The organism is Chryseobacterium lathyri, from assembly GCF_030812195.1.
Taxonomy (GTDB): Bacteria; Bacteroidota; Bacteroidia; order Flavobacteriales; family Weeksellaceae; genus Chryseobacterium; species Chryseobacterium lathyri_A.
In genome coordinates this window covers 862,404-876,746 of sequence record NZ_JAUSSF010000001.1, presented here as the reverse complement: position 1 = coordinate 876,746, position 14,343 = coordinate 862,404, and the positions used below count along the sequence as shown (strand labels likewise).

General features: G+C 37.8%; 12 protein-coding genes and 1 tRNA gene. 9 read left to right on the top strand and 4 right to left on the bottom strand.

Features of this window, described 5'->3' with window-relative positions:
* Nucleotides 1-88: 88 nt before the first annotated feature.
* A complete protein-coding gene (locus tag J2T03_RS04040; RefSeq protein ID WP_307209591.1) occupies nucleotides 89-1,228 on the bottom strand; it encodes an aminotransferase class I/II-fold pyridoxal phosphate-dependent enzyme in 1,140 nt (379 codons plus the stop codon).
* An 88-nt stretch (nucleotides 1,229-1,316) separates the two neighbouring features.
* On the opposite strand from J2T03_RS04040, the gene J2T03_RS04035 reads away from it, so the two are divergent.
* From J2T03_RS04035 to J2T03_RS04015, 5 genes are all read left to right on the top strand, one after another.
* Nucleotides 1,317-2,360 (top strand): M28 family metallopeptidase, encoded by a 1,044-nt coding sequence (locus tag J2T03_RS04035; protein ID WP_307209589.1) that lies wholly within the window; start codon nucleotides 1,317-1,319, stop codon nucleotides 2,358-2,360.
* Nucleotides 2,361-2,514: 154 nt separating this feature from the next.
* Nucleotides 2,515-2,964 (top strand): GNAT family N-acetyltransferase, encoded by a 450-nt coding sequence (locus J2T03_RS04030; protein ID WP_307209587.1) that lies wholly within the window; start codon nucleotides 2,515-2,517, stop codon nucleotides 2,962-2,964.
* Complete coding sequence (locus tag J2T03_RS04025; protein ID WP_307211074.1) at nucleotides 2,961-3,323, top strand: VOC family protein; 363 nt, start codon at nucleotides 2,961-2,963, stop codon at nucleotides 3,321-3,323. The genes J2T03_RS04030 and J2T03_RS04025 overlap by 4 nt, the downstream gene beginning before the upstream one ends.
* A gap of 15 nt (nucleotides 3,324-3,338) precedes the next feature.
* Entirely contained in the window at nucleotides 3,339-3,839 is a 501-nt protein-coding gene (locus tag J2T03_RS04020; protein WP_307209585.1) for an endonuclease V, read from the top strand.
* Nucleotides 3,840-4,039: 200 nt separating this feature from the next.
* Nucleotides 4,040-5,338, top strand: a complete 1,299-nt coding sequence (locus tag J2T03_RS04015; protein ID WP_307209583.1) for a T9SS type A sorting domain-containing protein — start codon at nucleotides 4,040-4,042, stop codon at nucleotides 5,336-5,338.
* A 111-nt stretch (nucleotides 5,339-5,449) separates the two neighbouring features.
* Here the strand turns inward: J2T03_RS04015 and J2T03_RS04010 are convergent, their stop codons facing one another.
* Nucleotides 5,450-8,794 carry a DEAD/DEAH box helicase gene (locus J2T03_RS04010; protein ID WP_307209582.1) on the bottom strand — a complete coding sequence of 1,115 codons (3,345 nt, stop codon included), beginning with the start codon at nucleotides 8,792-8,794 and terminating at the stop codon, nucleotides 5,450-5,452.
* A gap of 240 nt (nucleotides 8,795-9,034) precedes the next feature.
* Here J2T03_RS04010 and J2T03_RS04005 point away from each other — a divergent pair, with 240 nt between their 5' ends.
* From J2T03_RS04005 to J2T03_RS03990, 4 genes are all read left to right on the top strand, one after another.
* Nucleotides 9,035-10,093, top strand: coding sequence for a 3-oxoacyl-ACP synthase III family protein (locus J2T03_RS04005; protein ID WP_307209580.1), 1,059 nt, complete (start codon nucleotides 9,035-9,037; stop codon nucleotides 10,091-10,093).
* A 221-nt stretch (nucleotides 10,094-10,314) separates the two neighbouring features.
* Nucleotides 10,315-11,112 (top strand): SDR family oxidoreductase, encoded by a 798-nt coding sequence (locus J2T03_RS04000; protein WP_307209579.1) that lies wholly within the window; start codon nucleotides 10,315-10,317, stop codon nucleotides 11,110-11,112.
* 84 nt (nucleotides 11,113-11,196) lie between these two features.
* Nucleotides 11,197-12,117 (top strand): helix-turn-helix domain-containing protein, encoded by a 921-nt coding sequence (locus tag J2T03_RS03995; RefSeq protein ID WP_307209578.1) that lies wholly within the window; start codon nucleotides 11,197-11,199, stop codon nucleotides 12,115-12,117.
* 99 nt (nucleotides 12,118-12,216) lie between these two features.
* On the top strand, nucleotides 12,217-13,044 hold the full coding sequence (locus tag J2T03_RS03990; RefSeq protein ID WP_307209576.1) for a hypothetical protein: 828 nt from the start codon (nucleotides 12,217-12,219) through the stop codon (nucleotides 13,042-13,044).
* Between the two features lie 97 nt (nucleotides 13,045-13,141).
* On the opposite strand, the gene J2T03_RS03985 is transcribed toward J2T03_RS03990, so the two are convergent.
* Together J2T03_RS03985 and J2T03_RS03980 are read right to left on the bottom strand one after the other, a co-directional pair.
* Nucleotides 13,142-13,213 (bottom strand) — tRNA-Arg (locus J2T03_RS03985).
* Nucleotides 13,214-13,578: 365 nt separating this feature from the next.
* Nucleotides 13,579-14,343, bottom strand: coding sequence for an alpha/beta hydrolase (locus tag J2T03_RS03980; protein WP_307209574.1), 765 nt, complete (start codon nucleotides 14,341-14,343; stop codon nucleotides 13,579-13,581).

The window sequence follows — 14,343 nt, the reverse complement described above, 5'->3', positions numbered from 1 at the left end:
CACCGTCTCAAGCGGTGCTTTTTTATTGATAAAAAGAATTTTTCAAGTGCATGGCTATGCATGTTTTTTAGATTGACTGATGCCTTATCTACAGGTTTTTCTGCAGATGTTCCAGGGCCTGGATGATCAATTCATCTTTTTTGGCAAAACTGAACCGTACATAATCGGAATTCTGCCGTGAATTATAGAAGGCAGAAAGGGGAAGGCATGCTGTTCCTTTCTCTACTGTTAACCATTTTGAGAACTCTACATCTGTCATCGTATTAGAAACATTCCTGAAATTAACAATTTGAAAAACGCTTCCCTCAGCCTTTTTAGTTGCTTCTAAAGGTGTAAATGCAATCATTTCATTAAATATATCCCTTTTTCGCTGCATCTTCTTTTTATTTTCACAGGAATCAAATACTTCCAGATATTTGGCAAGGGCATATTGGGCGGGAGCATTCGCACTATAGGAAATATATTGCTGGTGGCATCTGAATTTTGAAGTAAGATGTTCTGAGGCAAGTAAATAGCTGACCTTCCAGCCGGAAGTATGAAACATTTTCCCGAAAGAAAAAATGCAGAAAGTCTTGTTTTTCAGCTCAGGATGAAGAAAAGAACTGTAATGTTCGATTCCGTCATAGCAGTAGGTATCATAGATTTCTTCCGATATGAGATAAATTTCCTGGTGTTTTATTAGTTCATAGAGCTGGTTCCAGTCCTTTTGTTTCCAGATGGTTCCTGTAGGATTTTGTGGGGAGTTGACAATAATGGCTTTTGTTTTTTCAGAGATGCAATTTTGAAACTTCTCCCAATTAATGGTAAAATCATTATCAAGGTCATAATAAACAGGAGTGCCGCAGTTAAGAACGACAGAAGGACCGTAAGTATAATAGGAAGGCTGAATAATAATTACTTCATCTCCCTGGCTTAAAATGGATTTAAGGGCTGTATGTAAAGCAAAGGTTGCACATGGAACAACAGTTACCTCATTTTCTTTAAGGCTGATGCTGTTTTTACGTGCTGCATTGTATGCGATAATATTATTTATCAACAGAGGATTGCCTGCAAGTGGCTCATACTGATGCTTGTTGGAATCTACAGCTTCCTTTAAAAATGATTTTAACCGTTCATCAATATCAAAATCAGGAAGTCCCAAAGAAAGGTCAAAACTATTATGCTTTGTAGCCAGCTCAGACATTTCAGTGAAAAAGGAATAATGTGTAAATCCATAAATTTTATCCATCTATGTTGCATTTATATCAAATATAAGGAAAATAGACATTCGTTGAAGATTAAATAAAATTTGTTATTTTTAAGCAAATTATTATCATATGAAAAAAATACTTCTCCCGTTGTTGAGCCTGGCTGTTGTGGTCAGCTGCGGAACAGCGAAATCTTCTGAAGGTGCTTCAACTCACTCCACATCTGTAGCAAAAGGTGATAAAGCCTTTCTTTCTGCCTATAAGACTATTAAAGCTGATGAGCTAAAGAAAAACTTATATGTGATTGCTTCCGATGAGATGGGGGGAAGAGATACCGGAAGTCCGGGACAGAAAAAAGCGGGTGAGTATATGATCAATTATTATAAAAGCTTGGGAATTACTCCTCCAAAGGCGTTAGGTTCCTATTATCAAAAGGTTCCTGCAGAGTTTATGAAAAAAAGAGGCGGTGGAAATCTTCCGGATTCTGAAAATATTCTTGCGTTCATTGAGGGAAGCGATAAGCCTGAAGAAATAATAGTGATTTCTGCCCATTATGACCACGTTGGAACTAAAAACGGGGTTATTTATAACGGAGCTGATGATGACGGAAGCGGAACTGTAGCCGTTATGCAGATTGCAAAAGCTTTTCAGGAAGCTAAGAAGGCTGGGAACGGTCCCAAAAGATCAATTCTGTTCCTCCATGTAACGGGAGAGGAGCATGGCCTGTTCGGATCTGAATACTACACCAGCAATCCCGTATTTCCATTGGCCAATACTGTGGTTGACCTTAATATTGATATGATCGGGCGTGATGATGCAGCCAACAGAGGAAAACAATATGTATATGTGATAGGGTCTGAAATGCTGAGCTCCCAGCTTAAAGTTGTCAATGAAGCAGCCAATAAAAAGACAAATAATTTGGAATTAAACTATAAATATGATGATCCGGCAGATCCGGAACAGCTGTATTATCGCTCAGATCATTATAATTTTGCAAAGAACAATGTTCCGGTAGCTTTTTTCTTTGACGGTATTCATGAGGATTATCACAAACCAACCGATGATCCTGAGAAAATTGATTATCCGTTGCTGGAAAAAAGAGCCCAGTTGATTTTTGCCACTGCCTGGGAAATTGCAAACAGGGCAGAAAGAATTGTAGTAGATAAGAAATAATTTATTGTTGGGTTAAAGCAAAGATAAAAAAGGAAATTACTTTAAATAAGAATATCTAAAATAAAGTAAAACAAATGTTTGCTATTTTCCATAATAAACATCAGACAGATAAAAATTGCGCCTTACCTTGATAATAGGTTTTAATTCAAATCAAATGAATATAATCATCCGAGAAGCCAGATTGGAAGACATTCCGCAGATCCAGATCGTCCGAAACGCTGTAAAGGAGAACACTCTTTCTGATCCCGCATTGGTAACCAATGCAGACTGTGAAGAGTTTCTGTTTGAAAGAGGGAAAGGCTGGGTTGGTGAAATAGAATCCCAAATTGTAGGTTTTTCCATCACAGATCTGAAGGAAAATAACATCTGGGCCCTTTTTATACATCCTGACTTTGAAAATCTTGGATTAGGAAGGAAACTTCACGATATTATGCTTGACTGGTATTTTGGGCAAACCAAAGAAGATGTATGGCTGGGAACTGCACCGGGGACCAGAGCTGAAACATTCTACAGAAAGTCCGGATGGCAGGAAGCAGGTAGGCATAGGAAAAGCGAAATTAAGTTTGAAATGACCTATAATAAATGGAAAAACAGAAAACCATGAGACAAGGTGTAAAATCGATCAGACCATTTATCGGCGCTGAAAATTTTGAAATAAGTAGGAATTTCTACAGAGATCTTGGGTTTGAGGAAATAATTCTTGAACCTAAATTATCTTTGTTTAAAAGGCAGGAAACAGGATTTTATCTTCAGGATTACTATGCCAAAGATTGGGTAGACAATACCATGGTCTTTATGGAAGTAGAGAATACAGATGATTTCTGGAAGGAACTTCAGACTTTACATCTTACTGAGAAATATGAAAAAGTAAAGCTTACCCCTGTACGAACAATGGAGTGGGGAAAAGAATGTTTTGTACATGACCCGTCAGGGATTTTGTGGCATTTCGGGGAGTTTTTTTAATGTTAGAAAGAAAATATGATTTACGCTTTTGATACTTATTATTATGAGGACCATGCAAACACCGTATGTATTGCATTTGAAGACTGGACTTCAGAAAATGAGGCTGATATCTTTACCGAAAAAACAGAAGTCTCCTCCGGATATGAAAGTGGTGCCTTCTACAAAAGAGAACTTCCCTGCATACTGAGTTTATTAAATACAATTGAATTAAAGGAAGGAGATATTATTATAGTTGATGGATATGTTACCCTTGATAATGATAATAAAATTGGACTTGGAGGATATCTTTATGAAGCTCTGAACCGGAAGTATGCAATCATTGGAATTGCTAAAAATGAATTTGCATCACCGGATTCCCAAAGAAGAAATGTTTTAAGAGGAGAGAGCAAAACCCCGTTATTTCTCACGGCAAAAGGAGCCGATGTTGATGAAATACTTCCTAAAGTAGAGCAGATGTACGGATCTTACAGAATACCTGCATTGTTGAAAAAGCTCGATCAGCTTTCCCGAGCTTAGTATTGTTGCTTACACACCCATAGATCCTACAGATTTCCTATATGCATTACAAATATATATACTATTGATTTTCAGTAGTTTTGGCTCAAATGTCTTCCTGATTTTTAAATTATTCTGCAAAAGGTGATAAATATCATTCGTTTCTTATTTTTATTAATTCTAAATAAATATAAATTTGTATCAACAAAATAAAGGAATAAATGAAGAAATTATCTACTCTTTCTGCTGTGGTATTCTATATGCTGATGAACGCACAATACTGTACTCCTGTATTTCAATATGGAACAGATAGCAATATGATCACCAACGTTAGTTTTGGAAATATCAATAATACCTCAACTTCACAATCAGGGAATGCACAGCCTTATGAGGATTTTACCTCACTGTCTGCAGATCTTCAGGCAGGAAACAGTTATCAGATTTCTGTAAAAGGTCCTTCCAGTACTTTTCCAAGCGATGTTGTTGTTTTTATTGACTTTAACAGGAATGGTAATTTTGATGATGCGGGAGAAAGTTTCTATATCGGTAGGCTGGCAGCAGCGAACCCTTTTAATGCCTTTACGGTTAACGGTACCATTGCAGTTCCCGCGAATGCAGCATCCGGTGCCACAAGAATGAGAGTTCTGAAAAATACTAATACCGCAGCTTATTCTGATCCCAATGCACCGAATTCCATCAGTACAGCATGTGATACCAGCTTAAGAGCGGGACAAACCGAAGATTACACCGTTAATATTGCAGGAAATAGTGGGGTTTTCCCATCACCATACTGTGGAGCTGAAAATATTACAACTCTGACTGTTAGCGAAATTACAAAAGTAGAATTTACAGGGATATCCAGCGAAAGTAATATAGATGGTACTTCAGATGTGATCGAAAATTTTACCAATACTGTTTTCAATGTGAACAGAGGTAATTCTTATCCTATAACGATTACAGGAGGAACTCAGGGCCAGGCCAGTGTTTCTGCATATGCTTACATCGACTTTAATCATAATAATGTATTTGATCCTGATGAAGTATTTAATCTGGGCTATCTGGACAATTCTGATCCTATCCCCGGCAAACAGTCGGGAGTAACATCCGGAACCATAACAATTCCTGCCGGTGCAATGCTGGGGCAGACCCGTTTAAGAATAGTCAAAGCTTACGAATCTAATTCATGGATGGGGACCTTGGAAAATCTGCCATGTCCTTCAGGATGGTTCATAGGGCAGGCCGAAGATTATATTTTAAATGTGCTGGCATCCAATCTGGCTACATCGGAGGTCACAAAGAAAGCTTCTGCAAAAATATACCCGAATCCTACATCAGGTTCCGTAACAGTACAAACAGAAGAAGGACTTGAAAAATATGAAGTTTACAGCTTATCAGGGCAGAAGCTTTTGGAAGGAACATCCGGCACTGTTAATATGAACGGCTTTACCTCTGGAACGTACCTGATCAGGATCTACACTAAAGATAAAAAAAGCATCACTGAAAAGATCATCAAAAAATAAACACTTATCTAATCATATCCATATCAATTTTTGTTTTTTAACCGGCAGATTCTATCTGTCGGTTTTCTTTTTTGAACCGATCTAGCTGAATATTGTATTAAAAATGCTTTTTTATAAAGGTTTTGACTCCAGTATTTCCAGTAAATCATGCTTTGAGAGCTTCTGAATACCGGTTCCATCGGTCTGGAGCAGGTTTTGAGCCAATTCGTTTTTCTTTTTCTGAAGACTTAAAATCTTCTCTTCTACAGTATTTGAACATATCAGCCGGACCGCGATTACATTTTTAGTCTGGCCAATCCGGTAACTACGGTCAATAGCCTGATTTTCAGCCGCAGGATTCCACCACGGATCTACCAGATAGATATAATCTGCTTTCGTAAGATTAAGACCTACACCACCAGCCTTCAAACTGATCAGGAACACTCGGACCTCTTCATTTTCCTGGAAATTATTAACGGCTTTCTTCCTGTTTTTAGTTTGTCCGGTAAGGTATTCAAAAGCAATATTTTTACGTTCAAGTTCAGCTTTAAGTAAATCCAGCATCTCTACAAATTGTGAGAACACTAGGATTTTATGATCTTTAGACTTACTTTGGATCTGTTCCATCAGTATTTCTATTTTCACGGCATGATCACCGGAATATCCCTCTTTTAGCAGTACAGGAGAATTACAAATTTGTCTGAGTCTGGTAAGCCCTGTCAGAACATGCATGCTGTTTTTATTGAGATCGTCATCATCATTGGCTGCAATAAATTCGCGGAGCTCTTTTTCATAAGCATCATAGATCTTACGCTGCTCGGTATCCATTTCGCAGTAGATTACCATCTCTGTTTTTTCAGGAAGCTCTTTGGCAACCTGCTTTTTTGTTCTGCGGAGAATAAAAGGCTTTATTTTCTGCTGAAGTTCCTGAGCACGCTTCCCGTATTCAAATTTATCAATCGGAACAGCATAGATGTCTTTAAAATACTGTTTGCTTCCCAGAAGCCCCGGACATGCAAAAGAAAGCTGACTGTAAAGATCAAAAGTATTATTTTCAATAGGAGTTCCTGTAAGAACGATCCTGTTTCTTGAATTCAGCAGACGTGCTGCCTTATATCTTTCCGAATTAGGATTTTTAATCGTTTGTGATTCATCAAGGAAAACACAGTTGAATCGGAAATTTCTAAGAAAACGGATATCCGAAAGTAACATTCCGTAGCTGGTAAGGACCATCTCATATTCAGAAAAATGTTCTGTAGTTTTCAATCTGTCCGCTCCATAATGAGTCATTACCTTTATGGAAGGAGCAAACCTGTTAATTTCTTCCTGCCAGTTGAAGAGCAGGGAAGTAGGCACTACCACGAGGTTGGTAACATGCCCTCTTTTTTCGCGTTGGGAAAGAATAAATGCAATCACCTGAAGCGTTTTTCCAAGACCCATATCATCAGCCAGACATCCGCCGAAATTGAAACCGTCCAAAAAATTCAGCCAGTTCAGCCCATCATGCTGATAATCCCTCAGCACCGCATTCAACCCGGAAGGGATGCTGATCCGAGGAATATCTTTAACGGATGAGAACTGAAGTGAATAAGAAGAAAGCTCTTCCTGTACCTCGTTGCTTAAAATGTCTTTTTCAAACAAATTGGAGACTTCAGTGAAATTGATCTTTGGAATTTTAAGATCTTCAGCATCAATTTCTCCGATCCGGAAAAATTCATTCATTTTGTTGATCCATTCTTCAGGGAGAACCCCGAGTGTGCCATCATCCAGCTGTACAAATTTACTTCTGTTGCGGATCGCACGGTGAAGCTGTTTCAGGGCAGCATCTTTCTGGCCGAAGCTTACCTTTAATTTAGCATTGAACCAATCCAGTCCGCTGGTAATCTGAATATTGACCTTTGCCTTGTGGGAGTTGAGTTTTGTGTTCTTAAGCTCATTGAAACCAAGAATGATGACGCCTTCACGTCTCCATATTTCAAATGAGTGCAGAAACCAGTCCTGATCCAGAAATTTATCTTTATGCAGATAAAAATAATCATAGCCGTCCATCTGTGCTTCAAAGTCCGGATGCTGCTTCATAATGAGAGATGTAAAACGGGCTTCTTCTGCATCACTTCTGTCAATTTTAAATACATTTCCGTTCTGGTCCGTATCAAAAAGCTGCTTTCTGGAATATACGGGAACTTCTACCTGTCCGTATTTCATAACCGGAGTCAAGGCAACATAATTTCCCTGCTGGCGGAGATAAATGATCCGTTCTTTCCGGTGGTTTTTTTCTTCAAGCTGTACTGGCGTTGCAGGCTGTATGTAACTGTAATTGATGTGAATCCGTTCTTCCAGCGAAGAGAGAACATTCTTCATGAACGCTTCATATTTTGAGGCATGCACAAGCAGGATCTCATTATTGGCTTTAAAAAACTTAATCACGCGGAGCATATCAGGATCATCTGCAAAGCTGAAAATATTCCGGCTATAGACAAAATATTCATTCCTGATCATTATATTTTTAAAAGGAATGGATACATCATTGAATTCCAATGCTCCGGTTACCTCATAAAAAGGCTCCTTTTTGAATACGCTAAGCTGTATTTCTGCCTGTAAAACCTCAAGATGTACGGCAACAAGAGATTTTGATGAAACGGTCTCGGACAGCTCACGGTCATGATAATAGGTTTCCAGCCCAAGCGGATTCTGTACGATCAGTTTTAGAGCTTCCAGTTCGGCTGTATTGTAATCTTCATTATAATTATTCTGAAATGCTGAAACTGCAGTGTAAAATTTAATATGCTGCGGTTCTTCGGCTTTCCAGATAAGCTGCATGGCGTCAACAGGATTTATAGGATTTTTGAGCTTTCCTGCCTGTGTGGTTTCAGCTTCCATAAGGGAAAAATTCAGATGGCTGTAATAGCGGTGCCTTCCAATAACCAGAATCTTCCTTTTCCCGTTCTCCTGCAATGCTAATTCATGGATTACAGATGAGCGTTGGGGAAGAAGTTGCTGTTTAAAAACATCCTCATCGATAGGCAACATTTCTTTGATCTTAGGTCGTACCTCGACTTTGCCATCAACGTACTCCAGTTCGAAATACATATCAAGATCAGGGGCATTTTCTAAGCCGTAACTTTTAGCTTTAGCAATAAACAGTTTCTTACGGAGGAACGGATCAAAAAAAGTCCTGAATTTTTTCTCCTCTAAAATACTGTGTATAATTTCTGTCTGATGCTCACAAAGTATGTCTTTGGAACTGTTGCAGGTGCAGGTACTTACGATGGAACTGCCTATCTGGCTTACAGAAACGTCAGGAAAATCCTTTAATGGAGTTTTTTTAGTAAAAACCCCGATATTGTTTTCAATGGCAGTAGGATGAACATCATGAAAATCTCTGATCTCCAGAAAAGCACTGCCAGAAGTATGTTTCAGAAGGTCATACACAGAAAGTGTGCTGATATTTGTATTTTCAAGAATATATGCTGCCATAAACACGCGAATTTACAAAAAAGGATGACAAGAATCCAACGTATTGAGGATGAAGTGAAAATCTAATGACAGACAGCGATCAGAGGGATGCTGATGTTTCATTGTATGCTCTGAATACCAATATAAATATTCAATTCTATTTTATCATACGATTAATAAAAATTTTATCGTTATTATTGTACAATATTTAAATTCATGAAAAAACCAAAATGAATTTAAGAAGATTATAATTTTTTTTTAATGACAAGCAAGATTATAGGAGTCGGCAATTATATTCCGCCGGAAACAATTACAAATTTATTTTTTGACCAGCATCATTTTATTAATAAAAACGGAGAGTCATTAAAGGAAGCGAATGATATTATTGCCAGAAAGCTCAAGGAAATTACCGGCATCGAAGAAAGAAGATATGCATCTGAACATCAGGTGACCTCTGATCTGGGACTGATTGCGGCCCAGAGAGCAATAGAAAATTCAAAAATAGATCCGGAAACCCTGGACTATATTATATTTGCCCATAATTTCGGGGATGTCCGCTTTGGTACCATTCAATCGGATAGTGTTCCCAGTCTCGCTTCAAGGGTAAAACATCTGCTGAAAATCAAAAATAATTTCTGTGTGGCCTATGATGTTCTGTTCGGGTGTCCGGGCTGGATTGAAGGAGTGATACAGGCTAATGCATTCATTAAATCCAGTATTGCCAAACGATGCCTTGTTATTGGAGCTGAAACCCTTTCAAGAGTAGTTGACATTCATGACAGGGACAGTATGATTTATGCTGACGGTGCAGGAGCTGCTATCCTGGAAATCAGTGAAGATGACAAAGGAATACAGTCCCATTTATCTGCTTCTTATACTTTAACTGAAAAAGACTTCCTTTTCTTTGGAAAGTCATACAATAATGACAGCTGTCCTGATACGAAATACATCAAAATGGATGGTAGGAAAATCTACGAATTTGCCCTTGTGAATGTAGCGGATGCTATGAAGAAATGCATGGATGCAAGCGGATATTCTATAGACCAGCTCGACAAAATTATTATCCACCAGGCTAATGAGAAAATGGATGAGGCAATTGTAAAACGTTTTTACCAGCTTTATGATTTGCCAATGCCGGAAAATATCATGCCTATGGTCATTAATAAATTAGGCAACAGCAGTGTAGCTACCATTCCGAGTCTGCTTACGATGATTCTGAATGGAGAACTTCCTTCCCATGAAATTAAAGAAGGACATGTGGTTTTATTTGCCTCTGTAGGAGCAGGGATGAATATCAATTCATTTGTCTGTAAATTTTAAGATAAACCTACTGGAACGAGAATCACAGCTTTATGCTGCTCATTTCTCTTCTTTTGAAAAAAGGCCCGGATTTTATAATCCGGGTCTTTCATTATGGATCAGTCGTTCCGAAAAATATAAATTATTTTAAAATCCATTTTGGCTACACGTTAGTCCAATTTGGCAACTTCAGCCTTTATTCTATTGCTGACCTTTGTCCTGTTAATTTAATACAGAACAAAATGAAAACAATTTTTATAACAGGCGCTTCAACGGGATTGGGAAAAGCGGCTGCCCAATTATTCCAAAGCAGAGGCTGGAACGTTATTGCTACCATGAGAAATCCTGAAGCTGCTTCTGAGCTTGCCACCCTGGACAATGTAACTCTGCTTCCTTTGGATGTTACCAATCTGGAAGAGATAAAATCAACTGTTAATAAGGCCCTTGAACTGGGTGATGTAGATGTGGTTTTCAATAATGCCGGATATGGACTTATTGGGCCTTTAGAAGCTTTAAAAGATGAGCAGATCTTAAAACAGCTGGATACCAATCTTTTGGGGGTAATCCGGGTAACGCAGGCTTTTATTCCATATTTCAGAGAAAAAAATAATGGTATGTTTATTTCTACCACTTCAATCGGAGGACTGATTGCATTTCCTTTGGGCTCAACTTATCATGCAACCAAATGGGCTTTGGAAGGTTGGAGCGAGAGTTTAGCTTATGAATTAAACAAATTCGGGATCGATATCAAAACGGTATCTCCAGGAGGAATTAAGACCGATTTTGTAAGCCGTTCTTTAGATATGGCAACGAGTCCGGCCTATGAAGAAATTACCAATTCTCTTTTTTCAAGCATGGAAGGAATGATGAAAACAGCTTCTTCACCGGAACAGATTGCAGAAGTGGTATATGAAGCAGCTACAGACGGTAAGAAACAGTTAAGATATGTAGCAGGAGAGGATGCCAAAGCATTATATGCACAGCGTCTTGAATTGGGAGATGAAATTTTCAGAGAGCAGCTAGGGAAGCAGTTCATCTAAGATAATTTTAAATATCAGACAGCATAAATAGCTTTTATTTGTGCTGTCTTTTCTTTTAAGCTAAATATTTAATACATTTATGTCATGGAAAAGAAAGATAATACACCTATGAAAATTTCGTCCATATCGGAGCTTCACAATCTGCTGAAACTTCCCAAACCGCTTCATCCATTAGTAAGCCTGGTAGATAATACAAAAATGATTGTGAATAAGGAATTCCTGAACAGAAGCTTTCATCTGAACTTTTATAAAATTTCCTATAAATTTTCTGAACATGGAAAAATCGGGTACGGACAGGGATACTATGATTTCAATGAAGGAGGAATGATGTTTACGGCACCGGGACAGATTCTTTCTACCAATACGGATGCAGATGCGGAATACTGTGGATATACGCTGCTGGTACATCCGGATTTTATACGGACCTATTCTTTGGCCAAGAATATCAAAAAGTTCGGGTTCTTTTCTTATGATACCAACGAGGCCCTGCATCTATCTGATCAGGAAAAAACAATCATAACCGGATTGCTGGATAATATCAGAAATGAGCTGAATACAGCTATTGATGAGATGAGCCAGGATGTTATTGTTTCCTATATTGAAGTTCTGCTGAATTACAGCAATCGTTTTTATAAAAGACAGTTTATCACAAGAAAAACAGTCAACAGTGATCTTTTATCTAAAATGGAGCTCATTTTGGATAATTATTTTAACAGGCAGGAAACATTGAACAAAGGTCTTCCCACCGTAGAATTCCTGGCCTCGGAGATGAACCTTTCACCCCATTACCTGAGTGATATGCTCCGGAATCTTACGGGACAGAATGCCCAACAGCATATTCATGAAAAACTGATCGAAAAAGCTAAGGAATATCTTACAGCAACGAGCTTTTCTGTGTCCGAAGTAGCTTATGCTTTAGGATTTGAGCATCCGCAGTCTTTTAATAAACTGTTTAAAAAGAAAACAGAAAAAACTCCTTTAAGCTACAGAGAGTCATTTAATTGAAATATATTTCATAGTGTGAGCAATAACGGTGATTATTAATAATTGGGGGAATACTGAGAGAAAAGAAACAGGCTACTTTAACCATTAAGCTAATTAAATATGAATTTTGAAGCAGAAGTGAACAGTTATGAAGATATCTGTAAAATTCTGAATATACATCCAGAGCTAGAACCAGATGTATCTGCCTATGACGGAGAGGATAAAAAGGCGGCTGTTTCTCTGTTTAGATTGTGGAATGCAAATAAAACAGCATGGAATGGTGAAATAATTGATTTCAATAACGACGATCAGGAGAAATATGAAACTTTATGTGATCTGGGTGATGAGACTGATCCGGATTCGGGTTTAATGTACTTTACTTACCGTCCTGTCAGCAGCAGAAGCCATGCGGGTGCCCGTCTCCTTTGGCCAGGTATTACCATAGCAAAACATGTCATTAAGGTGATGCAGCAGGATTTTATGAATGTAATGAAAATACCTGAAAAAATAATAAAAACAGATAATGGATCATTAAAACTAAGTTCAATGAATTTCAAATCAGAAATAAACAGCTACGAGGATATCTGTAAAATTCTGAATATAGATACTGATCTGGAACCGGATGTATCTGCTTATGCCGAGGAGGATAGAGAGGCTGTCATCTCCATGTTCAGATTATGGAAAGCAAATAAAGCTGTATGGAATGGTGAAGTAATTGACTTCAATAATTATGACCGGAACGTTTATCAGCACAAATATGAAGTGATGTGTACTCTGAATGATGGAGCTGGCGGAGGGTCGGGTTTCGCATACTCCAGCTGCAGTAATGCCGGGGATTACTCGGCTGTCGGTGCCCGCCTACTTTGGCCTAGTACTACTATTGCAAAACAGATGACTAAAGTGATGCGGGAGGATTTTATAAACGTGATGAAAATACCTGAAAAATAATAAAGTTGGAAAGTTTGCTACTTGTCCAGCTTAAAGGTTGCATATAATTATGATAAAGCTTATCCGGCTTTCAGCGTCCGAAATTATTCAAATATTGTGGCCTCACCAGGAATCGAACCTGGATCTAAAGTTTAGGAAACTTCTATTCTATCCGTTGAACTATGAGGCCATGGAAAAAATAAAAATACTAATTAATTTAAATAAATAAAAATTTTTCATAGTTATGGCTCCAAATGGTTGTATTTAGGAACAGATGGGTATAAAAAAGAATCCGCTCTTTAGGAGCGGATCCAGTAGATAAATACATCTCATTTTTTTAATTAGACAACAATAAAAAAGCACAGCCGACAATGCTGTGCTTAAATTTTTATTTCAAATTTAATTGCAATTTCAAAGCTGAAAAAAGCAAAAAATGATTTCATTTCAGTTGTATTACATAGTAAATGTAGTACTATTTTTAATACAAAACATAAATTTAATGTTAAAATTCACAACTTATCCACAATTTTTTGTGGATAAGTTTGTAACTGGTTGTTATTCAATATATTTTAAAATGATATTTCCAAGATAGTCTTTTTCCTTATCACTTCCTTTATTATCCATATGCCCGTGATTGATATCGGTAAGCTGTACTGTGATTTTGTATTTTCCCTGTTCTTCAGGTGACGGAAGAACGCCTTTATCAGCGGGATAGTCATTAGAGCGCAGAGTATATATTTTAGGGTGAGAAGTTCTTGGAAGGTACATCCTCCGGTTATCCATAGTAATAATCTTATAGACAAGATCAGGATGCTTGCTGGCAAATAAAGCAGTCATATCTCCGCCGTTGGAATGCCCGATCAGCGTCAGGTGTTTATAGTCAAGATCTGGTCGGGTCTTTTTAAGCTCATTCAAAACAAATAAAATGTTTTCAGAACCCCGTTCCCAGAAGGGCATTCTTACTGCCTGAAGATTTCCTTCTACAGGAAGCAGTTCATCAGTTGGAAGCTCATGCTGAATGCTTACTGTAAAATATCCTTTCGAAGCCAGTTTTTCAGTTAAATAAGAATAAACAAAATAATCGTGACCTTTATTGGCTCCATACCCATGACTAAAGATAATGATCTGTTGTGAGGGGATTTTTTTATCTGTTTTCGGGCTGTATACTGCAACAGGAATTTTTCGGTTCCGGCTATTATCAAATAAGGTCAATGTATCCAGTTTTGTTCCATAGGTCACATTAGAATTGATCATCTTTTTAGATGTGCAACTATACAATGACAGAATAAGAATAGGAGCGGATAAAATTTTATAGTTCAT

Bases quoted from the DNA above. Each gene is read 5' to 3' on its own strand.
- J2T03_RS04040 (WP_307209591.1), bottom strand. From the start codon at position 1,228: ATGGATAAAATTTATGGATTTACACATTATTCCTTTTTCACTGAAATG.
- J2T03_RS04035 (WP_307209589.1), top strand. From the start codon at position 1,317: ATGAAAAAAATACTTCTCCCGTTGTTGAGCCTGGCTGTTGTGGTCAGC.
- J2T03_RS04030 (WP_307209587.1), top strand. From the start codon at position 2,515: ATGAATATAATCATCCGAGAAGCCAGATTGGAAGACATTCCGCAGATC.
- J2T03_RS04025 (WP_307211074.1), top strand. From the start codon at position 2,961: ATGAGACAAGGTGTAAAATCGATCAGACCATTTATCGGCGCTGAAAAT.
- J2T03_RS04020 (WP_307209585.1), top strand. From the start codon at position 3,339: ATGATTTACGCTTTTGATACTTATTATTATGAGGACCATGCAAACACC.
- J2T03_RS04015 (WP_307209583.1), top strand. From the start codon at position 4,040: ATGAAGAAATTATCTACTCTTTCTGCTGTGGTATTCTATATGCTGATG.
- J2T03_RS04010 (WP_307209582.1), bottom strand. From the start codon at position 8,794: ATGGCAGCATATATTCTTGAAAATACAAATATCAGCACACTTTCTGTG.
- J2T03_RS04005 (WP_307209580.1), top strand. From the start codon at position 9,035: ATGACAAGCAAGATTATAGGAGTCGGCAATTATATTCCGCCGGAAACA.
- J2T03_RS04000 (WP_307209579.1), top strand. From the start codon at position 10,315: ATGAAAACAATTTTTATAACAGGCGCTTCAACGGGATTGGGAAAAGCG.
- J2T03_RS03995 (WP_307209578.1), top strand. From the start codon at position 11,197: ATGGAAAAGAAAGATAATACACCTATGAAAATTTCGTCCATATCGGAG.
- J2T03_RS03990 (WP_307209576.1), top strand. From the start codon at position 12,217: ATGAATTTTGAAGCAGAAGTGAACAGTTATGAAGATATCTGTAAAATT.
- J2T03_RS03980 (WP_307209574.1), bottom strand. From the start codon at position 14,343: ATGAACTATAAAATTTTATCCGCTCCTATTCTTATTCTGTCATTGTAT.